Source organism: Candidatus Saccharibacteria bacterium (assembly GCA_034521515.1).
GTDB lineage: Bacteria > Patescibacteriota > Saccharimonadia > Saccharimonadales > JAXHMH01 > JAXHMH01.
On record JAXHMH010000002.1, the window covers coordinates 22,081 to 45,675 of the forward strand.

General features: G+C 46.8%; 25 protein-coding genes, 2 tRNA genes, 1 pseudogene and 1 riboswitch. Of the genes and pseudogenes, 19 read left to right on the plus strand and 9 right to left on the minus strand.

Translation table 11 applies throughout. From position 1 onward, the window contains the following. Positions 1-23: 23 nt before the first annotated feature. From U5K77_00165 to U5K77_00175, 3 genes are all read left to right on the plus strand, one after another. Complete coding sequence (locus U5K77_00165) at positions 24-542, plus strand: hypothetical protein (protein ID MDZ7744166.1); 519 nt, start codon at positions 24-26, stop codon at positions 540-542. Between the two features lie 61 nt (positions 543-603). Next, positions 604-1,122, plus strand: coding sequence for a type II secretion system protein (locus tag U5K77_00170; protein MDZ7744167.1), 519 nt, complete (start codon positions 604-606; stop codon positions 1,120-1,122). A 91-nt stretch (positions 1,123-1,213) separates the two neighbouring features. Then, entirely contained in the window at positions 1,214-1,975 is a 762-nt protein-coding gene (locus U5K77_00175; protein MDZ7744168.1) for a DUF1295 domain-containing protein, read from the plus strand. Positions 1,976-2,006: 31 nt separating this feature from the next. Here U5K77_00175 and U5K77_00180 read toward each other — a convergent pair whose 3' ends face one another. From U5K77_00180 to pyrH, 4 genes and pseudogenes are all read right to left on the minus strand, one after another. Next, positions 2,007-3,230, minus strand: a complete 1,224-nt coding sequence (locus U5K77_00180; GenBank protein MDZ7744169.1) for an ABC transporter permease — start codon at positions 3,228-3,230, stop codon at positions 2,007-2,009. 212 nt (positions 3,231-3,442) lie between these two features. Next, positions 3,443-4,102, minus strand: a pseudogene (locus tag U5K77_00185) (ABC transporter ATP-binding protein). Between the two features lie 355 nt (positions 4,103-4,457). Then, positions 4,458-4,547, minus strand: a tRNA-Ser gene (locus U5K77_00190). Between the two features lie 155 nt (positions 4,548-4,702). Continuing rightward, positions 4,703-5,407: a UMP kinase gene (gene pyrH, locus U5K77_00195; GenBank protein ID MDZ7744170.1), complete on the minus strand. Its 705-nt coding sequence runs from the start codon at positions 5,405-5,407 to the stop codon at positions 4,703-4,705. A 49-nt stretch (positions 5,408-5,456) separates the two neighbouring features. On the opposite strand from pyrH, the gene U5K77_00200 reads away from it, so the two are divergent. Both U5K77_00200 and U5K77_00205 read left to right on the plus strand, forming a co-directional pair. After that, complete coding sequence (locus U5K77_00200; protein ID MDZ7744171.1) at positions 5,457-5,654, plus strand: hypothetical protein; 198 nt, start codon at positions 5,457-5,459, stop codon at positions 5,652-5,654. A 1-nt stretch (position 5,655) separates the two neighbouring features. Then, positions 5,656-6,501, plus strand: a complete 846-nt coding sequence (locus U5K77_00205; GenBank protein MDZ7744172.1) for an exodeoxyribonuclease III — start codon at positions 5,656-5,658, stop codon at positions 6,499-6,501. A 7-nt stretch (positions 6,502-6,508) separates the two neighbouring features. Here U5K77_00205 and U5K77_00210 read toward each other — a convergent pair whose 3' ends face one another. Then, complete coding sequence (locus U5K77_00210) at positions 6,509-6,775, minus strand: rhodanese-like domain-containing protein (protein ID MDZ7744173.1); 267 nt, start codon at positions 6,773-6,775, stop codon at positions 6,509-6,511. Between the two features lie 64 nt (positions 6,776-6,839). Continuing rightward, a riboswitch (SAM riboswitch) is annotated at positions 6,840-6,943 on the plus strand. 57 nt (positions 6,944-7,000) lie between these two features. On the opposite strand from U5K77_00210, the gene U5K77_00215 reads away from it, so the two are divergent. The 10 genes from U5K77_00215 (at position 7,001) to U5K77_00260 (ending at position 14,523) form a co-directional block, all read left to right on the plus strand. After that, a complete protein-coding gene (locus U5K77_00215) occupies positions 7,001-7,987 on the plus strand; it encodes a methionine adenosyltransferase domain-containing protein (protein MDZ7744174.1) in 987 nt (328 codons plus the stop codon). A gap of 149 nt (positions 7,988-8,136) precedes the next feature. Then, positions 8,137-8,565: a GIY-YIG nuclease family protein gene (locus U5K77_00220; GenBank protein MDZ7744175.1), complete on the plus strand. Its 429-nt coding sequence runs from the start codon at positions 8,137-8,139 to the stop codon at positions 8,563-8,565. Positions 8,566-8,656: 91 nt separating this feature from the next. After that, on the plus strand, positions 8,657-8,971 hold the full coding sequence (locus U5K77_00225) for a hypothetical protein (protein ID MDZ7744176.1): 315 nt from the start codon (positions 8,657-8,659) through the stop codon (positions 8,969-8,971). Positions 8,972-9,125: 154 nt separating this feature from the next. Further along, complete coding sequence (locus U5K77_00230; protein MDZ7744177.1) at positions 9,126-10,259, plus strand: hypothetical protein; 1,134 nt, start codon at positions 9,126-9,128, stop codon at positions 10,257-10,259. A gap of 82 nt (positions 10,260-10,341) precedes the next feature. Next, positions 10,342-10,752 (plus strand): hypothetical protein, encoded by a 411-nt coding sequence (locus U5K77_00235; protein ID MDZ7744178.1) that lies wholly within the window; start codon positions 10,342-10,344, stop codon positions 10,750-10,752. Beyond that, positions 10,752-11,105, plus strand: a complete 354-nt coding sequence (locus U5K77_00240; protein MDZ7744179.1) for a hypothetical protein — start codon at positions 10,752-10,754, stop codon at positions 11,103-11,105. Before U5K77_00235 ends, U5K77_00240 begins: the two co-directional genes overlap by 1 nt. Before the next feature lie 313 nt (positions 11,106-11,418). Further along, positions 11,419-11,691, plus strand: coding sequence for a hypothetical protein (locus U5K77_00245; protein MDZ7744180.1), 273 nt, complete (start codon positions 11,419-11,421; stop codon positions 11,689-11,691). Positions 11,692-12,039: 348 nt separating this feature from the next. Next, the gene (locus U5K77_00250; protein MDZ7744181.1) at positions 12,040-12,675 is read left to right on the plus strand and encodes an HAD-IB family hydrolase; all 636 of its coding nucleotides are present in this window, start codon (positions 12,040-12,042) and stop codon (positions 12,673-12,675) included. Between the two features lie 53 nt (positions 12,676-12,728). Continuing rightward, a complete protein-coding gene (locus tag U5K77_00255; GenBank protein ID MDZ7744182.1) occupies positions 12,729-13,532 on the plus strand; it encodes a hypothetical protein in 804 nt (267 codons plus the stop codon). Further along, a complete protein-coding gene (locus U5K77_00260; GenBank protein MDZ7744183.1) occupies positions 13,516-14,523 on the plus strand; it encodes a hypothetical protein in 1,008 nt (335 codons plus the stop codon). The genes U5K77_00255 and U5K77_00260 overlap by 17 nt, the downstream gene beginning before the upstream one ends. Before the next feature lie 155 nt (positions 14,524-14,678). Here the strand turns inward: U5K77_00260 and U5K77_00265 are convergent. Then, a tRNA-Leu gene (locus U5K77_00265) sits at positions 14,679-14,763 on the minus strand. Positions 14,764-14,872: 109 nt separating this feature from the next. Between U5K77_00265 and U5K77_00270 the strand changes: the two genes are divergently transcribed. Further along, entirely contained in the window at positions 14,873-16,129 is a 1,257-nt protein-coding gene (locus U5K77_00270; GenBank protein MDZ7744184.1) for a sortase, read from the plus strand. A gap of 288 nt (positions 16,130-16,417) precedes the next feature. Here the strand turns inward: U5K77_00270 and U5K77_00275 are convergent, their stop codons facing one another. Next, a complete protein-coding gene (locus U5K77_00275; protein MDZ7744185.1) occupies positions 16,418-18,277 on the minus strand; it encodes a DUF1566 domain-containing protein in 1,860 nt (619 codons plus the stop codon). A 487-nt stretch (positions 18,278-18,764) separates the two neighbouring features. Further along, positions 18,765-20,237 (minus strand): PEGA domain-containing protein, encoded by a 1,473-nt coding sequence (locus tag U5K77_00280; GenBank protein ID MDZ7744186.1) that lies wholly within the window; start codon positions 20,235-20,237, stop codon positions 18,765-18,767. A gap of 126 nt (positions 20,238-20,363) precedes the next feature. On the opposite strand from U5K77_00280, the gene U5K77_00285 reads away from it, so the two are divergent. The 3 genes from U5K77_00285 to gltX are packed head-to-tail and all read left to right on the plus strand — an operon-like array spanning position 20,364 to position 23,395. Further along, a complete protein-coding gene (locus U5K77_00285) occupies positions 20,364-21,494 on the plus strand; it encodes a DUF4367 domain-containing protein (protein MDZ7744187.1) in 1,131 nt (376 codons plus the stop codon). A gap of 29 nt (positions 21,495-21,523) precedes the next feature. Then, the gene (locus U5K77_00290) at positions 21,524-21,859 is read left to right on the plus strand and encodes a hypothetical protein (GenBank protein ID MDZ7744188.1); all 336 of its coding nucleotides are present in this window, start codon (positions 21,524-21,526) and stop codon (positions 21,857-21,859) included. Between the two features lie 42 nt (positions 21,860-21,901). Beyond that, entirely contained in the window at positions 21,902-23,395 is a 1,494-nt protein-coding gene (gltX, locus tag U5K77_00295) for a glutamate--tRNA ligase (GenBank protein MDZ7744189.1), read from the plus strand. Here the strand turns inward: gltX and U5K77_00300 are convergent. Then, a complete protein-coding gene (locus U5K77_00300; protein ID MDZ7744190.1) occupies positions 23,355-23,552 on the minus strand; it encodes a hypothetical protein in 198 nt (65 codons plus the stop codon). The genes gltX and U5K77_00300 overlap by 41 nt on opposite strands. Positions 23,553-23,595: the final 43 nt, after the last annotated feature.

Genomic DNA, 23,595 nt, shown 5'->3' on the forward strand with positions numbered 1-23,595 from the left:
GCAAACCAAACAACGTACTACTTATGAGCCGCGACAAACTCGTGTTATTTGGCAAACGAGGCGTCTTAAGCCAGATTACGATCCCTTATGAACTTATGCGCAATCTTGAGATTATCGATAAACCGCACTTCGCCAACCAGATCCGCGAGTTTATAGAAAATAACCGGATCCGCAAACGACGCACAGTCATTGTACTCGATCAGAGCATGGTGTTTCACGCCTCCGAACCGCTCGCGTCTTCTAGTGATACCGAACAATTAGAGCAGAAGTTCGCTCAACAATTACCATTTCCAGAGGACAGACGGCTTGTATTGACAATACCCCGCACACAAAAGCTATTTATGTTTGGTATCAATAACGAGGTGCTGGAGACACTTACTAGTACGCTGGAGTCAAGAAACAATAAATTGCTCGCTGCAGTCCCAGCCGCCGCGTACGGACTAAAATTAAATAGCAAAACCGACGCAACCAAGTTGCGTAAGCTCTTTTCGCATAAAAAATGGGTAGAAGCCGCCAACTTTTTACATATCCACAAGGATTAACTAAGTTTTACCAAAAAACTACCCCTAAATGATTGACTTTTTTGTATAAACCATTATGCTTATGGCTATAGATACAATTAAAAAGGGCACCACAAAAATGAAATTACCAAGTATTAAGAAATTAAGAGGTGAAGGCGGCTTCACAATAATTGAACTTTTGGTTGTTATTGCTATATTGGCGGTACTACTAGCGATTGTTCTCGTCGCAATAAATCCAGGGCAACATATCGAAGATTCTAACAATACAAAGCGTCAAGCAGACGTAAGCGCTATCCTTAGCGCCGTTAACCAGTACTCATTGCAAAATGATGGCGCTGTACCAACCGGCGTGACAGCTACGGCTGCACCTATCGGCACTGACGCTACCGCTACTCCGGCAGAGATTGATATTTGTAGCGATTTGGTACCAGAATTTATAGCTGACATACCACGCGACCCAACCGTGGGGTCTATAGATCCGGCATCTTCAGCGACTTGTACTGACGCGACAGATTATAGCACCGGTTATGAGATTTCTGTCGAAAACAGCCGAGTAACCGTAGCATCTACGGAAGACTCGACCATCACAGTAACTCGTTAAACAATAAAATAACATATAAATAGGCTCCCGTTTATCTAGGGAGTCATTTATATTTAGCAAATATGTAATAGGTGTATAATTAAACTAATTTATGATACTTATCTACACGTTACTACTAGCATTAGCCCTCAATATTGCGGCATTTGCTATTGCGTACAGCAAAAAGAGTGATAAATTAACCGATTTTACCTACGGTCTTACATTCTTTTTGATAGCTTTATTGGCTTACACGCAAGGAGCTATGTCCACACCTCAAGCTATACTTTTATTGCTGGTTACTCTCTGGGCAGTGCGAATATCTGCCTTTTTATTAATTCGCATACTGTCAACCGGTAAAGATAATCGCTTTAACGACATCCGTCAAAGTTTTTGGAAGTTTGGAGCTTTCTGGCTGCTACAGGGCTGTTCTGCTTGGGTTATCATGCTACCGAGCATTTACTTCTTATCCGGCGATACAGCTTCGTTTACAGGTGCGGTATTGGTAGGCGTATTAATTTGGAGTGTTGGCTACTTATTTGAAACAGTAGCTGATTACCAAAAATTCACTTTTAAACAAAATAAGGCCAACAAAGGCAAATGGATACAGAATGGCCTCTGGGCATATTCTCGCCACCCAAACTATTTTGGAGAAATCACCATGTGGGTCGGCATATACATATTAGCAATATCAACTATAAGCGGCACCCAACAACTTATAGCACTGGCTAGCCCCTTGTGGATATTTATTTTATTAAGGTTTGTCTCCGGTACACCAAAACTTGAAACCTACGCAGACAAAAGATGGGGTGACAACAAATCCTACCAGGCATACAAGCGCAAAACACCGCTTCTCATACCGAAACTCTTTAAATAGCGCACTCTGGCCGCTTCAAGTAAGCCTCGGCTTAGTATCGGAGAGCGTCGATTGGATCTTTATGAGCAGCTTTAAGCGCTGGAGCCATGCCAAAGAAAAGCCCTACAAACAAGGCTACCGATACCGCAACACCGACAATCTCTAGCGTAATAACCGGTTGAAGGTTGGTAAATATCCTTAGTAAGAAGTTTGCTAATACCGAAAACACTACGCCAAGCAGGCCGCCACAAATACCCAACACCGCCGCTTCTGTCATGAATTGACCAAGAATCTGCCTATTACTGGCGCCCACCGCTTTTCTGACCCCTATTTCTTGTGTACGTTCTGAGACCGATACCAGCATAATATTCATAATACCGATGCCGCCAACTAACAGTGATATAGCCGCAATTGCCGTTACCAGATTAGTAATTGAGTGGATGAGTTCATTGGTAATTGCCAGGCTTTCCTCTTGACGCAATATTGTGAAATCCTCTTGATCCGAGCGCTGCTTCGTCAAGGACGTTTTTATAGCCTCGGCGGTTTGCTCAGTGCTCTCAGAATCTTCTGACATCGCCAGCATTTGATAAATATGCATACTGCCGCCCATTAGTTCTTGTCCAACGTGGTAGGGGATGAATATTGCATTATTATAATCCGCACCGGCCAACAGCGGTGTTGCGCCGGGAAACTCGCTGAATACACCCCTAACTATGAATTCACGGTCACGAACCTCTAGCGATTTTCCGGTTGGCACGTTCTCGCCAAACAATTGCTCGGCGACAGTTTTGCCGATTATGGCAGTGTTATCCCGCGAATCTTCAGAGAAAAAACCGCCATACTCAACCGGTTGGCTTAAAACGGTTGGCGCACCAGGTGTGGTAGCAATAACCCGCGCTTCCGGATAGCTACGCTCCTTGGTCTCAGCTAAACCAACTACTTGCCCAAAAGGCACCGTTAAAACAACACCTGGTGTGTTGGCCACCGCATCATAGTCTGATTCTGAGAAAACTGTACTCGATTGACCAACAAATGGATCCAAGCTGGTTATTTCGCCAATTGCGTTCCGCTGTACAGTTGTTCCTGGCAATACGGTAATAATATCTTCGCCGCGTTGACTGATTTGTTGCTGCGCCTGCTGCTTGACGCCCTCGCCAATAGAAACTGTGGTCACGACTGATACGATACCAATAATTATGCCCAGCACGGTCAACAAGCTGCGCCACTTTGAGCTGCGCAGGCTGGATAGTGCCATCTTGATGTCACCGCCAAACATCAGTCTTGTCCTTTCTTAGCACGCGATTTATACGATTTACCGCGCTTTTTCTTGGTCTTTGATTTAGCTTTCTTCTTATCATCCTTGCCAGATATCGCCGACATGAGTGCCGATACCCCAGCCAAATCATCCTCTTCAGTTGTTTTTGGTACAAAATATAGTCGTTTTGCCATAGCTGGTACTTCGCCGACTTTAGATATTTGATCAGCTATAACCGAACCATCGCGCATAAATACCACCCGGCTGGCGTACCGCGTTAATTCCGGGTTGTGAGTAACTAGTAAAATTGTGTTGCCCATTTTATGTATATCACTCAGCAGCTCCATTACTAACCGGCTGGCCTCGCTATCTAGGTTGCCAGTCGGTTCATCGGCGATAATAATGCTCGGATTGTTAACCAGTGCGCGAGCAATAGCCACACGCTGTGTTTGTCCGCCACTGAGCTGTTTAGGAGTAAAATACTCACGGTCAGACAGGCCGACTCGTTCCAATACATTGGCGGCTTGTTTAAGCCGGCGAGATTGGGTCATGCCTTTATAAGCCAGGGGTAGGGCGACGTTTTCCAAAACATTTAGCTTATCCAGCAGGTTGAAATTCTGAAACACAAAACCAAGCTGGTCGCGTCGCAATCGAGCACGACGCCCAGATGTCATACGCGCCACAATACGTCCGTTCAGCGAATATTGGCCATTAGTAGGGCGGTCGAGTAAGCCTATTATATTCATGAGGGTTGACTTGCCGGAACCGCTCGGACCCATGATGGCAATAAACTCACCCTTGTCAACTTGCAAATCAACACTGTCCAACGCAACCGTAGTAGCGTCGCCCAGACCATACAATTTGCTGACGTCTTTTAGTTCAATTACTGGCATCTGCTACTACTATACTTGTTTTGCAACATGCACTACAAGATGTAAATGTAGTAATTTAGATTTTATTTAGTTTTTGCGAGCCAATAGTGTAGCTTAGCTCGTATTTGCTTAGTGTCGAAATGTAAAAAAATTATTCAGATAATTTTAGGGAAATTTATGTGGCGGAGCCATGAACCGTATGGTTCATGGCGGAGAGAGAGGGATATCGGCAAAAGCCTCCTCCGCTCGCTTGAAAAGAAAATACCTTCGGTGCTTTCTTTTCTGCACTTCGCTACGCCGAACCCCGCTGCTACGCAGCACGGGTTCTCATCCCTTGCCACATAACAAAGACCGGACAACTGCCCGGTCTTTGTTATGGCGGAGAGAGAGGGATTCGAACCCTCGGTACGGTTGCCCGCACACACGCTTTCCAAGCGTGCTCCTTAAGCCACTCGGACACCTCTCCAACATTAGCTTAGTATACTAAACGTATAAAGATAACCAAGCTCGAACTTTACTGTCTTTCCGTTGAGAATGTAGCCGCCAAAGTTGGCGCAGTATGGATAGTTCTTGAGCGGGTCAGCGTATAGTTACCCAAACCTTTCAGAAAATCCAGCCTATCTAAGAAATAGTGGTGCCGATGGGCTCACCAGCAGAAACTTTGGCGATGTTACCCCCGTTGAGCAAGTCAAATATAACCAGCGGCATTTTATGCTCCATGGCTAGACCCATGGCTGCCTTATCCATAATACTGATTGCACCGTCTTCTACAGCTTGTTGGTAGCTGAGAGAATCCATTTTTACGGCATCATTATGCGTAGTCGGGTCTTTATCGTAAACGCCGTCTACTTTTGTGGCCTTAAGCACTGCGTTGCACTCTAACTCTAGCGCCATAGACACGGCAGCAGTATCAGTTGTAAGATACGGCCGGCCGATACCCCCCGCTACAATCACCACTCGGCCTTTGCCTAAGTGTTTTTCAGCTAAACGGTGGATAAACTTTTCAGCCACCTGTTCAGCAAAAATATTACTCAAACAACGGGTCTTTATGCCGTTCGCTTCGAATATGTCTGTTAATGCCAGTGCGTTCATCATAGTGCCAAGCATTCCCATATGATCAGCCGTAACCCGCTTAATGCCGTGACCGGCTATTTGGGCGCCGCGCAAGAAATTACCGCCACCAACCATGATTACTACTTGCACATTTTTATCCTGGGCTTTTTTTATTTCAGCCGCCAACCAGTTGGCTCGCTCTGGGTCAATTCCGCCATCGAACTTTCCAGCTAGCTGTTCGCCGGAAATTTTCAGTAAAACACGTTTATACATTGCTTTACAGTTTAGCAGAACATACTGTCCCGATGCTATAATTTCATGCATGAACGATGACAAGACCAAACAAGTTATTGAACACCTCGACGATAAATTCGCCTCAATGCTCGATACTATTGACACCAGGATAGAAATAAAAGTAAGACAAATCGTACAAGAAGAGCTAACTGAGCTAAATGAAACTATTAAAGCTACTTATATTGAGATACTAGCTCCGCTAGGAAGCAGGTGGTGCGATGAGTAAGTTGAAATTGTACAGTTGGAATGTCAACGGGATTAGGGCAGTAATCAAAAAGGGGACTTTCCAAGACTTCGTAGCCCAACATCAACCCGACATTTTGTGCCTACAAGAAACCAAGGCAGAGCAGGGACAGGCCGAGATTGATCTGCCCGACTATGAAGAGTACTGGCACAGCGCAGACAAAAAAGGTTACTCTGGCACAGCAATCTTCACCAAAATAAAACCACTATCTATCCAAAACGGTTTACCAGAAGACATTATCAAAAAATACGAGCTCGCGGCCGATGACTACGGCGACCCAAACAGTGAAGGCAGAGTTATCACTGCCGAGTTTGACGATTTTTACGTGGTGACTGTTTACACCCCAAACTCCAAAGACGATTTAAGCCGTGTTCCGCTCCGTCATAAACAGTGGGATCCAGCCTTCCTGGCATACTGCAAATCATTAGAAACCGGAGAGATTCGCTTGAGCGAGATGCACGATACGGCAGCTCATCACTCCGGAAAGCCGGTCGTGTTCTGTGGTGACCTAAATGTAGCCCATACCGAGGATGACCTGGCTCGCCCTAAAGAAAACCGTGGCAAAAAAGGCTTTACTGACGAAGAGCGCGAAGGTTTTGATAATTTCATTCATGCCGGTTTTATTGATACGTTGCGACTTTTCAAGCAAGGCAACGGGCACTATACATGGTGGACACACTGGGCCAACGCGCGGGCACGCAACGTTGGCTGGAGGATTGATTACGTCCTGGTATCTGAGGCTTTAAAAAGCCGGGTTAAAAAAGCTGAGATCCACGCTGATGTCATGGGTTCAGACCATTGCCCAGTCAGCATAGAGCTTTCCAGTTAGCAGCCGGTCATTCTAAGCCAATGCCGTAATCACAGGCAACTGTTTCGGCGTTTACACCGTTAGTAACTTTATTAAAACCTTTGGCGTTAAGTAGCTGCTTTGCTACTTCTGAGCGATCACCAGTCCGGCAATACACCACGATATCAGTATCCTTATCAAGTGTCATAAGTTCTGCCGCGTTATCAAGCTCTAGCAGGGGTATATTAAACGCGCCAGTCGAGTGGCGCGTTTGGTATTCTTCTGGTTCACGCACATCAATTATCATCTTACTCATGCATATAGTATAGAACGCCGCAGTATTCTGTGCTACGATGCGTAAGCCGTAAATTTACAATTAAAAAATATCAAGAGAGTGGCAAGGGATCTGACCCGTTGACCCACCAGCAACCTAGCTTTTTGCAGCCAAGGTGCTACGTTCAGCCCTTTTCGGGGAAGATATCAGCACAACACGATGCTCCTTTATCGACCCGAATCAGGACAGATTAAAAGGAGTTTTTTCATGTCTGTAAAAAAATCAATCTATAAAACCGCCGAGTCAGTTAGCCCGGGGCACCCCGACAAACTATGCGATCAAATTTCTGACGCCATACTCGATGCTTACCTGGCTGAGGATGCCGACGCTCGAGTCGCCGTAGAAACTGTTGGCGGTCACGGCAAAGTTTTTATAACTGGTGAAGTGACTTCATCGGCCAAAGTTGACGTTGCGCCGATTGTTGAGCGGCTCGCGCCAGGCGTAGAGCTGGAAACACGTATCGTTGCCCAGAGTCCAGAAATCGCCCACGGCGTAGATACCGGCGGTGCAGGTGACCAAGGCATAATGGTAGGTTACGCATCGTCAGAAACGGACGAACTACTGCCACTGGAAGTCGTGCTAAGCCGCAGATTAAACCAAGCCCTTTATGAGCGCTTGCCTCACGACGGTAAAACGCAAGTAACCGTCCGCGATGGCGTCATACAGTCAATCGTAGCTAGCTTCCAAAACGCCCCACAACCTGAACTCGAATCAGCAGTAAAGTATTGGCTCTCAAGTTCATCAACTATTACCTATGATCTATCAACTATCAATTTACACATTAACCCCGCCGGCGATTGGCACCAAGGCGGCTTTGACGCCGATGCCGGACTAACCGGCCGCAAACTCGTGGTAGACAACTACGGCCCCAGCGTGCCGATTGGTGGCGGCTGCTTTTCTGGCAAAGACCCCAGCAAGGTTGATCGTTCCGCCGCCTATATGGCACGCAAAATCGCCGTAGATTACTTGCGGGAGCGTAAAGCCCAAGAAGTGTTCGTGCACCTGGCATATGCCATAGGCTACAACCAACCACTAGAAGCAACTGTCACTATTGACGGAGCTCAAGAAGTTGTTGAGGGCTATGACCTAACGCCAGCCGGTATCATCAAATCGCTCGATCTCAAACGGCCAATCTACGAACAAACCGCCCGCTTCGGCCACTTCGGCCACCCCAACTTTCCTTGGGAAAAATAGAAATAACATAGCCAGATACTCGTAATACCTTTGGTTAAAAGTTTCCGCGCTGTAGTAATACTATTAAGGTGGATTATGCGGGGGTTGCTGATAACTTCAAGAATCCTATTTCAACCTTCTTCGACAAAGTCTAGTGATATACTCCTAGCATGAGCGAAAACACAGAAACCCCTCAGAAGCACTGGTGGTTGTATGTTTTGAAGCTGGAGCAGGGCAAGTTTTACGTTGGGATTACTTCTAAAACACCAGAAGAGCGGTTTCAGCAGCATGTTAACGGTTTTCTTGGTGCGCAGTGGACAAAAAAATATAAACCAATTGAGCTAACCTACAAAGAGGACCTAGGTAACGTAACACTAGAGCAAGCTAAGCTAGCTGAAAATATGAAAATACGTATGTATATGAATATGTACGGTGATGAAAACGTACGTGGCGGCGACCTAAACTACAGTGGTAAGTATTTCTACAGGTTTGGGAGATTCCATCGTGATGAGGATTGGCAGATCGTGACTGTGATCCTTTTCCTATCGATTGTAATAACACTACTTTTGCTGGACAAGTTAGGGCTAGTTAGCTTGTGAAGGTGTGGGAGCTAAATAGGAAAGCCAAGGCTGTGCTAGGTTTTCTTCTTCTGCCCTAGCAATAGCTGCGGAAGTAGGGGACAATGAGGGCATGAAGCTTAGAAAACACCGATGGTCACGGGCATACGAATCAGCCGAGGAAGAGTTGGAACTTTTCTTAGAAAAGCACAACATTCAGGCCGACCGCTGGACCGCCGAGCCGGGCGAAGCAATACCCGGTGAAGCAAGCAAACAAGACAAACGGCTATGGTGCGCCGAAGGCACAGTAATATACGCCGTCAACGGCCAGGACATTTCCTTGCAGCCCGGTGACACACTCGATATACCGGCGCAAATGTACCACGAAGCCCAAACCGGCCTCGGCGGATGTATTTGCTACCAGCACTCCACCGATGCTAAAGCCTAGAAGTTTGGCAAAAAATCTGGTTGATATGAGAGAAACTAGGCTGCAACACTTGTGATAATCATGCATACTTTTAAGTAGGCTTCTAATAAGAAGCTCTGTGTTTACGGCGAGCAGTAAAGACCGTAAATATGCACCTAATAAAAGGGGAGGTTTCATGGAATTAACACGTAAGAGCATACAAACTCTGCATAAAAGAACATCCGCCGGGCCTAAACTCAGCATTTACATACCGACCCACCCAAAATCCAATAGTGCGTCGATTAACGAGGATAAAACTCGCCTCAAAAACGCCCTAAAAGCTATTGAAAACGACCCAAAATTCGACAAGCATGCTCATAAAAATATACTTAAGCCGCTTCATGACGTGCTTGATGATACGCAGTTCTGGAAGCACCAAGCTGTCGGGTTGGCACTGTTTGCCGATGCAAACGGCTTTGAGTTTATGCATTTGCCGCTTGAGCCGACCGAGGCTACGTATATTGATAAAGAGTTTGTCATCAGCCCGCTTATTATTATGCACAGCATAGCTACTGGGTTTTATGTACTAGACGTTAATTTATCCAGGGTTCGTTTACTAAAATCAGCTCATGGAACATTACATGAGATAGAAGACGCTCAATTACCAGAATCATTCCAGGACAGGCTCGCTAACATGGAATATTCCTACGAGCTACAACACCAAGGCGCTCCAAAAGACAGCACTGGTAGTCGCGGTGATTTCCACGGGCATGAACCCGACGAAGCAATAGCAGACGATATCATAAAGTATTTACGTGATGTAGCTAGAGCAACTGATGCCTACTTATCCGGTCACGACAAACCGTTATTACTAGCCGGAACCGAGAATAGAGTGGGTAATTTGCATAAATTTATCCACTACAAGCACACCCTGCCGCATGCTTTAACCGGCAATTTTGAGTCCCACACGCCGCAGATGCTGCACGATGCAGCCACAGAAATCATCCAGCAACACCAGCAACATCAACGCGAGGAATTAGTGCAGAACTTGCTAGCAAGCGGCCCAGAACACGTGGTCATGGGTCACTCCGAAATAACTGAAGCCGCTGCCGCCGATAGAGTTCAGCGACTGTACTTGCCAATTTTCCGTAATACCGCTGACAACGTACGCACCGGCGATGTCCACTCTATCGTCTTGCAACTACCCAAAGCTATCAGCGAACTGGAATCAATGATTCGTTCGGTCATAAACCAAGCCGGCGAGGTGATTGCCGTAGAGGTTGATGCCTATAAGGAGCTAGCCCAGCCCAAAGCCCTCTGCCGCTTTTAGGTATTAAAACTGATATCTTTTACCGACTCTCGGCTATTGACCTCTAAAGTGGTTACGTAAAAACTGCTATACTGATGCCCATATGCCGCTTACAAAAACAAAAAGCAAGCAAAAACAACACCGACAGACCGTCCCGCGCATTACGGTACGTTACGGCAAAAAGACTGTTCATTTTATCGTCGATAAGGTGATGATTTTTCGACTCATGCAAAAGCTTGGCAACCGTCTGTGGGGTGTGAGCGGTTTGTCGATTTTGCTGCTGGGTATGGGTGTTTGTTTTGCTATCAGGCCGGACATGCTGCAATGGTCAACTGCGTTTAGCGACTTCGGCCGTGACGTTCGTACCGCACCATATCTAGCGGCGTCACTGTTTTTTGGAGCTTATGGTTTGTGGCGATGGCGTAACTATTTGCGCCGTACACTTAAGCGAGCCCGTCCTATCACCGGACTTGTGACTCTGACGGTCGTCGGCCTGTACATTGCTGCGCTCTAATGCCAATATCTTGGGAGCCTTGGCCATACCGGATTCATATATTTGGCGTTATCTTAGCCGGAATTGGCTGCGCCGCGACCGTCGTGGTTGATACCTTACTGACAAAAGTCAGACGCAATAAATCATATTTTTGGTGGAGATTGCTGCGATTTACTTCGTTTATACTGATAGTTATTGGCGGGTACATAACATTTGGTTCGGTACCGACAGTCAATTGGTTCCAGCTAGCCCTACTTGGCGAGTTGCTAATGCTTACCGGTTACGGCTTGTGGATTATCGATAAAACATTCCGCGGCGAAGGCAATCGGTCGCAATTGTCGCGCATTCTTCATAAAGTCGTCCTGGTTGACTGATTACGCCATAAATAGATCTATCACATAACAGTGTATGTAAGGCTGGATCTCTATGCGCTTGCGTTATATAAGCTGTAACAGTGTATAACGTATCAGTTATGAGTTATGAGCTACATAGAAACAGGCGAACTAACCTGATTACGGTGCTTGCCCGATATTAAGCCTTATGATAGAAGGGCTTGCTCGATGATAACCTCAGAACGCATGAAGTACAGGTGTTAGCCGATATCGCAGGTGCTGTATACACCAAGCGTCGAACTAATTGCAAGTATCATAGATACCGATATAAACATCTATAGAGAAGAAGCTACGAATGATGATTGAAGAGTTGTCTAGCGAAGAAGTAGATAAATATGTGCGTGGGATACAGCTTGGATATGATTTTGCAGTCAGTGCATTAAGCACCGTGCAGTACATGAGAAGCCCTTTCAGGACGTTTAATAAATTTATAAAAAATACAAAGCATACAGACACTCTACCCGTCAGAACAAAGTCACAGCAAGAACGTCTAGTAGCTCTTGTGTCTGGAGAGGTATACGTAGAACCAATCCTCAACCCAATGATCTATCCAGCAGAAACCCGCTGAGTGGAGTACCATTTAAGAGAATACTGCGATTGTATCTGCTGGCTTTGACAGATTTTTAATCAGAAATATAGAGTCATTGCGCGTCACAGGCAGTTCAGGGCAAATGAGCGAAGAGCAATCAGATGCACGCAATTGATGGCTTCGAACATGGGGTTGCCCACGGTACTGGAACCGGCTGTATATCAGATCTTGGCAACAAGCAGAACTTAGCTAAAATTCGATACACCAATTCCAGGTGAAATCATGGAAAACGGTAGCAACATTGTCAAGCAGCAGTTAGCGAATCCGAAAGGACGATCAGACACCGACCAAGCTGATGATCAGTACTAATCTTGCTACACTAGTATCATGAAGAAGTTTGCGGCATACGATATTGATGGGACGTTGATTCGCTGGCAGCTGTACCACGTTTTGGTGGATAAGCTGGCGAGTGAAGGAGCACTGGGTAAAGATGCTAAACGTCTGCTTCGAGAAGCACGCATGGTCTGGAAACGCCGTGAACACGCAGACGCATTCAAAGAATACGAGTCCACGCTGATAAAAATATACGAGAACGCGCTCCATAACATCAGTACAAAAGAATTCGACAAACTGGTAACTGGAGTGATCGACGAGTATAAGGATCAAACATATGTTTACACCCGAGATATGCTGCGTACACTGCGTTCTGATGGGTATTTTCTAATTATTATATCCGGATCGCACCATGAGTTGATTGAACAAATTGGTAAATACTATGGTTTTGATGACTGGATTGGTACCAGGTATTTAAGAGACAAGGGCGCCTTCAGCGGCGAGAAAGAGCTCGCTAGCCGCGATAAAGCCTCGGCACTGCGTAAGTTAGTCGAAAAACACAGCTTAACCTATGACGGCAGCGTAGGTATCGGTGACAGTAAAAGTGATGTAGCGATGCTGGAGCTCGTAGAAAAGCCAACTGCATTCAACCCGGATGAACTACTCTTGAGAAGAGGCGCAGAAGCGTGAATGGCCGATTATTATTGAGCGCAAAAATGTAATCTATAAACTGGAGCCCCAAGATGGACGCTACGTACTGGCAAAAGCAAACTGACAAACCGCTATTTGAAACGTTGATGTGGAGCAGACCGGAGTATAAAATGCACGCCGGTAAACTACTAATTATTGGCGGCAATGCACACGGCTTTGCTGCTCCAGCAGAAGCTTATGATCAGGCGCGCAAAGCCGGTGTCGGATCGGCTCGCGTGGTACTACCCGATGCGATTAAAAAGATTATCAAAGCTTTTTTGGACAAAGCCGAATTCGCCGCCAGCACCCCAAGCGGCAGCTTTGCGGCAGATGCCTACGGTGAGCTTATTTTGCAGTCAGAATGGGCAGACGGAGTACTGCTCGCCGGAGACTTAGGCAGAAACTCAGAAACAGCAGTGATACTAGAAAAGTTCACGAACAACTACACGGGTCAACTAACGATAACTAAAGACGCCCTAGAATACTTCCACGATACACCAGAGTCAATCACCAAACGTCCAGACACGACCATTGTTTGCACCATAGCTCAGCTACAAAAACTGCTGCAAAAGAGTGGTTATGCGCGCCCGGTTACTTTTGGGATGGATTTGGTACAGCTTGTTGATGTACTGCACGACTTCAGTTCAACACATGAGTGCAATATTGTTATTAAGCACATGCAGAACTTAATTGTTGCTTGCAACGGGCAGGTGAGCAGCACAAAGCTAACTGACGATCTTGAGCATTGGCGGGTAAAAACCGCAGCTCATACCTGCACCTGGTGGCTGCAGAATAAAAACAAACCGTTCGAATCTATGACTACAGCTATATACAATATGTTTGACGAAAAGTCATAAATTAAATAAGGTAACTATGATGCGCACCCCTTTTTCAGGAGAAATCGAAAGCCCAATTGTGAATTTTCAATGCCTGCACGCTATGCGCGGAGCAGCGGGCGACGAAAAATTGATTTCTCGCTTGGAGCGAGGTGGAATACAAGAAAAATGTGAAGCCGGCGAAGCGAGGCTGGAACAAGCTTTTGCACTACCGGATAGTTTTGACGACAAACGGCTTGAACTGCTTTCTAGTGCCGAAGCAAATTGGCAAAACTGCATAATGAACTACGATACAATTCGAGCAGGGCATGAATCCAGTGCAGGTAAGTCCCTAACGCACCTAGCCTATCTGCAAACATATCAATGGCTACTATTAAATAAAACCCTGCCTCCTGAATATATTGCAAAGAAAACTTACAAAGATCTTATTGGCGTAGGTGAGTGGCATAGCTATAAACATAGGGAAATGTCTTCTGAGCTAAAAAGCTTAGAAGAGTCTGAGTACAACACACAAAAGGTAAATGGCATCAAAAGCGAGCGTAGTAGGCTGGCTGGGAATATGACAGAAATTAGCCTAAAGCTACTGCTAAAAAGATTTGGTATATACGAACTAAAAGATCGGAGCTGGTGCGCAATACCCTCTCTACTGACAGAGAACCACGGACAAGGCAGCACTGCAAGCGTTAATCGACGTTGGGGTATATCAGTATTAACTGATCCCGACGAACTAGGAGAACCTGAACTAACCTACAAAGTACAGTCTAAAACTAGCGATACTTGGGAGCAAAAGTCACCGCCAGACGACAACATTGCTCTGGTTTGCCTAAACCCAGATTTACGACTTGAGGGGGAGTCCAAACTGCCCGCAAGTACTATCATCCACGAGTGTAAATTTGAAGTAAACGAACCGGATAATCCAAACTACTTAAGCGTAAAACAACGCCTTGAGAAACGTAGCCAATTACTACTTGAGACTATTGATAGACAAAAAATACTTCGTGACACTGGATGAGGGGCTCGGCCACGTCCCGCCGACCCGTCCGGCTTTCCGCCGGAAAGTCGGGTCACATCAATCCGTGAGTAACACGATTTTGTTCGGCTTTGCCGGGGTCGCAATCGCGACGCGCCCGTACGAAAACGCCCCAAGGGTTTTAATTCGTTTACGCCTGGTGCCGCGGGAGGGACTCGAACCCTCAAGCCGTAAGGCATGCGATTTTGAGTCGCACGCGTATACCAATTCCGCCACCGCGGCACAGACGTAAAAGAATGTTTGTAAAAGCCATCTTCCAGACTCGAGCTTATCTTAGGAAAGACTGGCTTATTGTAATATAATTACACTGTTAAGGCTAGCATGAGCATCTATGAACCCAAGCGATGAAAACCGAACAAATGATAATCCTCTGTTTCAGCAACCACCCAAAAAGGACAAGGTGGTTGAGCCACTACATACAGAGCTGGAATCCAACGACCATAATAATACGGCCGTGACTTTCATACGCGAAAAAATTAACAAACTTTACGCAACCGAACCATCAGCTCAGGAGGAACTAGAAGAAGCCGAAGCTGCCGACCGACACCGTTCGAAACACCAGCAATACATGCATCAATTAAGCACCTCCGGGAAGTCATTGGCAGAAATCCAAACCGCTTGGCACGAATATTACACCCAGCTCAGCGATAACGAAAAGCACCAGGTTTGGCAAGAATTTTACGAGCAGCACGGGAGAAGTGATTCATTCCACCCCCAACAACACTCACAATCATCAACACCAAGCTCGCAACACGATACACAACAAAGCCCTGCACCTCAGCAAAACCCAGCTGCAAAATCAGACAAACGAACCGTGTCTGACATAAAAGGGCAACTAATCGGAAGAGTAAGCAGCCGAGCTAAAGCACCAAAATCGGCACACGCTCGATCGCTCATGTTTGGACTTGGTATGGGAAGCCTGGTCATGGTGTTTATGCTGTTTGGGTTTTTTAATGAACGGTTTATTGCGCCATTTATCACACCAAGCCAAACCGTTAGCTCTACTCCTATTATAGTTGACGATACAGAAGAAATCAGTGACGATCCGCTCGTCATTATCCCCAAAATTAACGTAGAGGTTCCGGTTGTCTACGATGAGCCGTCTATAGAAGAGGACGCTGTTCAGCGAGCTTTGGAGCGTGGTGTCGTCCACTATGGTATAACGCCGAATCCCGGCGAGCGTGGCAACGCGGTAATTTTTGGCCATTCTAGCAACAACATCCTCAATAGCGGGAAATATAAATTTGCTTTTGTTATGTTAAACCGCCTCAAGCAAGGGGACACCTTTATGCTGCACTATGAAGGCACGCGTTACGTCTATCGAATTTATGAAAAGAAAGTAGTGAGTCCAAATGACTTATCGGTACTTGAGACACAAGATAGGCCGTCTACTGTATCTCTTATAACCTGCGACCCGCCAGGCACCAGCACCAACCGGCTCGTGGTGATCGGTGAGCAAATCACTCCTGATCCGGCCGAGAATATCGCCAGCTCAGTCACCCCGTCAACAACTTCAGAAGAACCGCCTATCTTACCATCAAATGCTCCGAGCCTATGGAGCCGCATAGTCGGCATGCTTTCAAGCTAGAGAGTTTTTTAAGCGAAAAATAAACGCGCCACTCGAGTGGCGCGTTTATTCCCCCTGCATCAAAAACACAATAAAATACGTTCTTAACAATAGGAACATGCCAAGGTCAGACCTTGGCACAAAAAAAGATACAAGCTGTATCCTCGCTGCACAAGGAACGTCCTTGTACAGTTTGTGGCACTAATTTCTGCACCCTACACCCTGAACCCTAAACCCTATACCCTATACCTCAAACTGTCCACTGTTAACTGTAAACTATCCATTAAAAGACCCGCATTGTCTCTTAGGCTAGCGTACCGGCCAGACGTAGTTGTTGAAGGTCTTGCCACGGGAGTTGGTGAGGCCGGCGCCCAGGTCTACGTGCCAGGCGTCAGACGTATTAGGAGCGTAGGTAGAAGACGACCAATACCAGGTGGGCACCAGACCAGAAAACGGATGGCCGACTGGGAGAGCTGGAGTAGAATGTTGGTGGCTCATAAGGCTGCGAAACTCACGGCGGCTTGGCAACCGCCAATCCCCAGCCACAGAGCCATCGGTAAGACTACAGCTTGCACTAGCTAGACCATTAGCGTCACTCAGGGCTTGTGTCCAGGTGCGTGTACCAAAACAGTTGGCGTCTTTGAGCCATATGAGCCCTGTCAGGTTGTCTGTCACTGTGCCATCACTGTTGTCAGTGAAGCGTGGGTCTGGCCATGCAAGACCCATCTGGTACTCACCATCTTGGCCAGTGCCAGCACAGGAGATGACGGTGCCACCTGCATCGTAGCAGGTATCTTGGCCGGTGGCAGCAGGTTGCGCTGGCCAGTCAGGTTCTACATCTGCAGCCGTTCCGGTTAAGTACCCCCACTCGCTACTGCATAACCCCCAGTAGGTCTGTCCGTCTAGGACATCACTTGGCTGAGCACAGTTGGTATCATCTACTGCTGGCATGACTCCCATGATGTCATTGAGGCTATACATGGTGGTGGTACTTGGACCAGAAGTTGGACCAACAAAGCCGGTTTGGGTTAGTGCGGAGGTGCCGGTTGTAAGTCGGTTATAAATTTGGGTGAGGCTGGGCTTCTGTGAGGTAGGGCTATTTGGGCCGCTGGGTGGGGTGAGTTGAGCGTGGGCTACGCCACTGCGTGGCAGAAAACTCCCGAGCCGGGTCAGAAGTGAACGGTACCAAGTGGTAGAGCTAGCAAAGGCAGCATCTTCTAGGGTTGCTCCGCCATGACTGTTATCCATAGCAATATGGTCTGTGGGCGGATTGTGTGGCGCGAAAGCGATACTGGAGGTGCCACCGCGGACGGGCCAGACAGAGTGGTTGTTGGTCTTGCCGTAGTTTTCGGTGGTGCCATTATTATAGTACACAAACCAGGCACGAGACGCATTCGGTACGTAGGTAGAAGACGACCAATAGTAGTAGTTTGTTACTACACCCGAAAACGGGTGGCCTGAGGGTATACGTGGTGCCGATGTTACACCTAAGTCTAGGAGTGATTCCAATTCATAAATGTTAGGCAACCGCCAATCCCCAGCCACAGAGCCATCCGTAAGACCACAACTTGCACTCGCGAGACCGTTAGCATCACTCAGGGCTTGTTCCCAGGTGCGGGTACCAAAACAGTTAGCGTTCTTAAGCCATATCAGGCCAGTCAGGTTATCCGTCACGGTACCGTCAGCGTTATCGGTAAAGCGTGGGCTGGCGGTTTCGCCCATTTGGTATTCCCCGTCTTGACCAGTGCCAGCACAGGATATAACACTACCAGCAGCGTCATAGCAGGTGTTTTGACCAGTAGCTGCGAGTCGAGCTGGCGAATTAAAGCTTGGGCCGAACCCACTGCCCGCGCACAAGCTCCAGTAGGTCGTACCGGGTATAACCTGGCTTGGCTCAGCACAATCCACGTCTGCTTCCGGCAACAGGCCGAACAGTTCATCCAGGCTGCACATTGGGGTGGTGTCGCCTGGGCCGGTGGTTGGTTCGGTGAAGGTTGCGACCATAGTACCGGCGGCTCCGGTTTCTAGGCGGTTGCATAGGTCATCTAGGGTGTAGCTTTGGCTGGATGGGTCGGTTGGTGGGGCTGGTGGGTTTAGGCTAGCAAACACGGCACCGCCGATACCAAGCAGTAGTACGGCAATCAGGATAGGGACTACCCGCTCGCCCATGAAGCTAAGTGTCTTTTTGGTAGCTGTGGCTAGTGTTTGTATTAACCGTTTGATAGTGGCTCCACTGTCTTGCTGTCTTACTGTCTTGCCTACTTGCTTATGGTAGGTAGTATAGCAGAGGGAAGGGCTAGGGTACAGGGTATAGGGTATAGGGTGTAGGGTGGAGACAGGGTTAAGGGTGAAGGGTTTAGGGTGGAGAGATTAGGATGAAATGTTCTGGGGTTTAGGGTTTAGGGTTGTGTGGGGGTATGGGGGCTAGGGGTTAGAAGAAGCTCATGGTTACGAAAACACACAACTACTCGCATGTTTGGTAGACTCTGCTTCTTTTTGTGCTGCACCCTTCACCCTGTACCCTATATCCTACATATGTTGACATTGTACTAACACGCAGTTTCTTACAAAAATGCACATATGTGCAAAATGGTAATTTCTAAAGTGAACTAGTTTGGAATAAAGATAAAGGGTGGTTGTTGACGTGAATAGCTGGTTAGTCTTCTACGATTAGACTAGCTCGGAGTAGGGCAGCTCTGTCGTTAATATCTGGGGCAGGAGCTATGGTAAACATCGCTTCATAGTCCCGATCAAAGAACGTACGGTACGAGCCATAGCTCGGAACTAACCCGTGTTGATTAGTGCCGTCAAAGTCAAACACATGAACATTACCATCGCTCACCAGATTCAAGCGATGTCCGTCCATCCAGGTCGCTTGACGCTGGTCTGGTACATCTAGATCTGTATCATAACGAGAAATAGCTTTCTTCTCGGCATCATACACTGCAAACTTACTGCCTGACTGAGCTGCAATCGACCGAGCATTGCCAGAAAACGAGACGTAGCGCGCATCATCAATCCGTAATATCGCCGCTGGAATAAGCGCCTTGTCCGGGTTTCTAGAAAGGGCATCGACCGGATTTTTATAGACATAAATTTTCCCTTCTTTGGGCGTTCCAGCCACCACATACCAAGCCCCGTCATATCGAGCAATATCCAGTAAATTATTTTTAGCGTCAGCAAGCTCCTTTAGCTGATGTTTGCCGTTGCCGTCTAGTATATTCAAAGACACTGTCTCATTGTCTTTAGGATCAACAGCCGTATAAAGAACTACATCGTTACCGTGGGTGTGATACTGGTTAACATTTTGTAACACGAGTGTAGATTCCGGGTCTTGCAGTGTCCTGGTTCGCAACGTAAGATTCGCGCTGTTATATAAGTAAAACTCGTCGTGGCTCTTGTCTTTAAGCGTCACTTTGCTAAACGTTTGAGTAAACTCTGTACTCAAATTTACGCTATTGTTTGGTTGCTCACGATCTACCAAGACATACTCTGTACCAGCATCAAACGTATGCTTCAACAGAACATGGCGGTTATTTGTTGACCACTCTACAAGCTCAATACGGCTGTTTTGACCTTTAGTAAACACACCTTCCGGAATGAGTAATGCAGAGCTTGTAACCGTTTCACCACTTAGGTCAATCTCATCAAACACAGTCACGCTACTGGTGCGCTGCGCAAGCAACCATTGGCGATCGGGACTTTGCGTAATGAACCTAGGAGGTTGCGATCCATAAAGCTGCGCTACATTTGTATTGAGATTTTCAGGAAACAAGAAAGGGTATACAAATCGTTGTATATTGCCACCACCGAGTAGGAAGCTACGGCTCCAATCTCTATAGCCCTCACGCCACAAATCAAGCGTGTAACTTCCCGCGGGGAGTACCATGCGTCGGTCGGTTGCTCCTTTATTTTCTCCGTTTAACATAACTTGGGCTGGTTCGGGTTGAGCGTCTACAAACAGCAAACCATTTTGGGTTATATCACCAGTGCGCAAGTTGTAATTATAGCCGTAAGCTTGAAAAAGCAGTAACGTCGCCAAACTCAATATCAAAACTGCCATCAGTCCGTAACCGATATAGAGCCTTATTTTATGTGCACGTTTCTTTTTGGGGTCTAAAAAATCCATAAATTGCGTATTAGACGTTACTTTGTCTATTGGTAGTATAGCGCCAAGAGAAGCGTTATGAAAGCAGGACTTTCCCAGATAGATACTAGGAACGACTTGCTCCTAACAACGGTTTAGGTTTAAGATGTGTATACTAACTACAAAAAGAGGGTAAAAATTGTGGCTCAACGGCACAACATAATCGAAATTAACGGTAAGCAATATGATGCTTCGACCGGAAAGCCGATACAAACGTCTACAGCCAACAACCACGGCGTGGGTTCTCCTAAAAACCCAAATCAAAAAGCCGGTAACGTCGACGGCTTTACAAAGCGTCGCAACAAGCATACGACTTCTAAACAACCCCAAACTCCGCGTCAACGTGCTACTACAACTGCTCGCGACGTACATAACAAACAACTCAAATCAAATACATTAATGCGACACGCGGTTAAAAAACCAGCGCAAGCTAGCCCTCATCATGCAGAAAATAAATCGGATGTTACAAAAATCAACCCGGCGCAACAAACTAGCGCGCACAGCGAAAGAGCAGCTCGTGCGCATGCAGTTGCAAAGAGCAGGTTGGTAAGTAAGTTCGGTAGCGGGAACCCGTCACCGATCACTCAAACCGTAGAGAAGCTACCACTCAAGCAGCCACCTATCCATGCCGACCAACCTACGCCAAGTCATACTCCTCGGTTTCCAAAACAGACCCTGACGATAAGCCCTTTTGAAAAAGCCCTCAAAAGTGCAACTAGCCACGAGCAACCGCACGCTAAAAAGATTCCAAGGCGACACCACGTCGCTAGGAAGCTTCGCTTAAGCCCCAAAGCTATGAACATAAGCGCGGCACTACTCGTCGTCTTGATTGTAGGCGGATTCATAGCTTATCGAAGCGCCCCCGGTATTGCTGTACACGTTGCTGCGACTCGTGCCGGAGTTCGGGCATCATTACCAAGCTACCAGCCAGCTGGGTTTTCACTGCAAGGTCCAGTCCAATACAGTAGCGGGCAGATTGCCATAGGATACAAGTCAAACAGTGATGAACGGCAGTTCCGTCTCATTCAGCAGAAGACTGACTGGGATAGCCAAACTTTACTTAACAATTACATAGCAACCGAAACAAACCAGTACCAAACCTTCCAAAAAGGCGACAAAACTATATATATTTACGATGGTAGCAATGCTGCCTGGGTTAGCGGTGGTACCTGGTATCAAATTAAAGGCGAGTCAGCTCTAAACGCTGATCAATTAGTACGTATCGCTAGCAGCTTGTAATTTCGGTATTTTTGTGCTATAATTTGCGTATGTCAAAAGAGTATAGCGATGAATCCATCACTTCGGAGTCTGTTGATTGGAAAAAGACGTCTCGTAACATTTTGAGCGGCCTTGCTCTTGCCTGTGGTGCGTATTTCGGCGCACAAGCAATCAATGCAGATAGCGAAACGGCAGTGTCTACTGTGGACTTAGATATAACCCCAGGTGCAGAAACTCAGCAAATCCTGGAGTTAACAGCACAAGACCTTCATATTGCTGTGGCAGGCTTATCGTTGGCAGCAGGCGCAACAGGACTTGCGCCGTCACTGCGAAGACAACAAGAAACTCATAGCGCTGATTATCAAAAAACCACAAGCCAAGCCTAGTAAAACTCGCACATCTACCCCTGTCGTGGTATGATTTATGCAATGACTAGGACACGATTCGCCCCCAGCCCAACCGGATTTTTACATGTTGGTGGTATTCGTACCGCTTTGTTTGCATGGCTCTTGGCGCGTCAAAATGACGGTCAATTCATCTTACGCATAGAAGATACCGATAGAAAGCGTGAGGTTAGCGGAGCAGAGGCTCACATCATGGATAGCCTGAAATGGCTTGGTCTAGATTGGGACGAAGGGCCGGACTCAGACGGTTCACATGGATCATACCGGCAATCAGAGCGACTAGACATCTACAAAAAATGGGCGCAGAAGCTCATTGACAGCGGACGAGCTTACGCCGACCCATACACCACAGCAGAAGTTCAGGCCTTCCGTGATGAGGCCATCAAGAATAAGCAGCCGTTTTTATACCGCAATCACCGGCCAAAAAAACCGCCAGCATGGGATGGCACAATGCCACTACGCTTTAAATCTAATCCGAAGTTTCTTTCAAACTGGGAAGGCGAAAACGCACCTGTAGTTGATGAAGTTATGGGTGATAAAATGTTCAACAACTTAACTATTGACCCGGATACTACCGATGATGTTGTCCTCGTAAAGTCAGATGGTTTTCCTACCTACAATTTTGCCCATATAGTTGATGATGCCGAAATGGAAATAACGCATGTATTAAGAGGCCAGGAATTTCTAAGCAGTATGGCAATTTATATGGATATTTATCACGCCCTTGGGTTGAAGGCACCGAAATTCGCGCACTTACCACATATCATGAACGAACAAGGCAACAAGAAACTATCCAAACGGGACGGCGCCAAAGACATTCTAGATTACGCCAGAGAAGGCTACTTACCAGAGGCGCTGGTCAGTTTTATCGCCACACTAGGCTGGAATGATGGCACAGAACAAGAAGTCTTTACGGTTAATGAGCTGATCGAAAAATTTAGCCTAGATCGGGTACATAAAAGCGGTGCTCGGTTTGATGAGCGCCGATTACTGTGGGCCAATGGGCATTTCTTACGCCAACTTGATATAAAAACGCTGTACGCACTATCAGTTGGCGAAAATTCAAAAACCAAATACCAGAGTACAGACTATTGGCCAGAAGAGGCCGAAGATGCCGATGAAGAATACAAAAAACAAGTGATTGGCTTAGTACAGGAGCGTCTGAAGTTCTTGGCAGAACTACCACAGCTAACTGAGTTCTTCTTTAAAGATTTACCGGTAAACCCAGAGCTTATCAGCAGCCATAAACAGCTTAAGAAGCTTGAAAAAGACGACTTAAAAACACTACTGCAAACCGCCCGGGAAGAGATAGCTCAAAGCGATTTTACGACAGACGATTTACAGAACCGCCTCAATGCCTTACTAACTCTCACACACACTAAGCCTGCCGTGCTGTTTAGTCTAATCCGTATTGCTACCACCCAAAGTCCGGCCAGCCCCGGGCTAGCTGAAACCATGACCGTACTCGGCCGCGAAACTACTCTGCGCCGTATTGATCAGCAACTACGTCTGTTGTAGCCACATCTCCAATTCTACTCTCAAGTACACTCAAGCTCATCTCCAGCCTGTCAAGCTCACGCTGAGTATGGTTTATTTGCGATAACACTTTGAGACGTTCTATAGCAAAATCTGCCGAAGGTGCTTCTGGCTTGTCATAATCCATAAATTTCTCCATGATCCCGAGTATGTCGAAAATAGACCTATGATAACGGGTATTG

Coding starts and splice junctions, on each gene's coding strand:
- U5K77_00300 (MDZ7744190.1), bottom strand. CDS start 23,552: ATGGAGAAATTTATGGATTATGACAAGCCAGAAGCACCTTCGGCAGAT.
- U5K77_00180 (MDZ7744169.1), bottom strand. CDS start 3,230: ATGTTTGGCGGTGACATCAAGATGGCACTATCCAGCCTGCGCAGCTCA.
- U5K77_00240 (MDZ7744179.1), top strand. CDS start 10,752: ATGCCAATATCTTGGGAGCCTTGGCCATACCGGATTCATATATTTGGC.
- U5K77_00255 (MDZ7744182.1), top strand. CDS start 12,729: ATGGACGCTACGTACTGGCAAAAGCAAACTGACAAACCGCTATTTGAA.
- U5K77_00200 (MDZ7744171.1), top strand. CDS start 5,457: ATGAACGATGACAAGACCAAACAAGTTATTGAACACCTCGACGATAAA.
- U5K77_00270 (MDZ7744184.1), top strand. CDS start 14,873: ATGAACCCAAGCGATGAAAACCGAACAAATGATAATCCTCTGTTTCAG.
- U5K77_00175 (MDZ7744168.1), top strand. CDS start 1,214: ATGATACTTATCTACACGTTACTACTAGCATTAGCCCTCAATATTGCG.
- U5K77_00225 (MDZ7744176.1), top strand. CDS start 8,657: ATGAAGCTTAGAAAACACCGATGGTCACGGGCATACGAATCAGCCGAG.
- U5K77_00250 (MDZ7744181.1), top strand. CDS start 12,040: ATGAAGAAGTTTGCGGCATACGATATTGATGGGACGTTGATTCGCTGG.
- U5K77_00235 (MDZ7744178.1), top strand. CDS start 10,342: ATGCCGCTTACAAAAACAAAAAGCAAGCAAAAACAACACCGACAGACC.
- U5K77_00170 (MDZ7744167.1), top strand. CDS start 604: ATGGCTATAGATACAATTAAAAAGGGCACCACAAAAATGAAATTACCA.
- U5K77_00165 (MDZ7744166.1), top strand. CDS start 24: ATGAGCCGCGACAAACTCGTGTTATTTGGCAAACGAGGCGTCTTAAGC.
- pyrH (MDZ7744170.1), bottom strand. CDS start 5,407: ATGTATAAACGTGTTTTACTGAAAATTTCCGGCGAACAGCTAGCTGGA.
- U5K77_00220 (MDZ7744175.1), top strand. CDS start 8,137: ATGAGCGAAAACACAGAAACCCCTCAGAAGCACTGGTGGTTGTATGTT.
- U5K77_00290 (MDZ7744188.1), top strand. CDS start 21,524: ATGTCAAAAGAGTATAGCGATGAATCCATCACTTCGGAGTCTGTTGAT.
- U5K77_00245 (MDZ7744180.1), top strand. CDS start 11,419: ATGATGATTGAAGAGTTGTCTAGCGAAGAAGTAGATAAATATGTGCGT.
- gltX (MDZ7744189.1), top strand. CDS start 21,902: ATGACTAGGACACGATTCGCCCCCAGCCCAACCGGATTTTTACATGTT.
- U5K77_00215 (MDZ7744174.1), top strand. CDS start 7,001: ATGTCTGTAAAAAAATCAATCTATAAAACCGCCGAGTCAGTTAGCCCG.
- U5K77_00210 (MDZ7744173.1), bottom strand. CDS start 6,775: ATGAGTAAGATGATAATTGATGTGCGTGAACCAGAAGAATACCAAACG.
- U5K77_00280 (MDZ7744186.1), bottom strand. CDS start 20,237: ATGGATTTTTTAGACCCCAAAAAGAAACGTGCACATAAAATAAGGCTC.
- U5K77_00230 (MDZ7744177.1), top strand. CDS start 9,126: ATGGAATTAACACGTAAGAGCATACAAACTCTGCATAAAAGAACATCC.
- U5K77_00275 (MDZ7744185.1), bottom strand. CDS start 18,277: ATGGGCGAGCGGGTAGTCCCTATCCTGATTGCCGTACTACTGCTTGGT.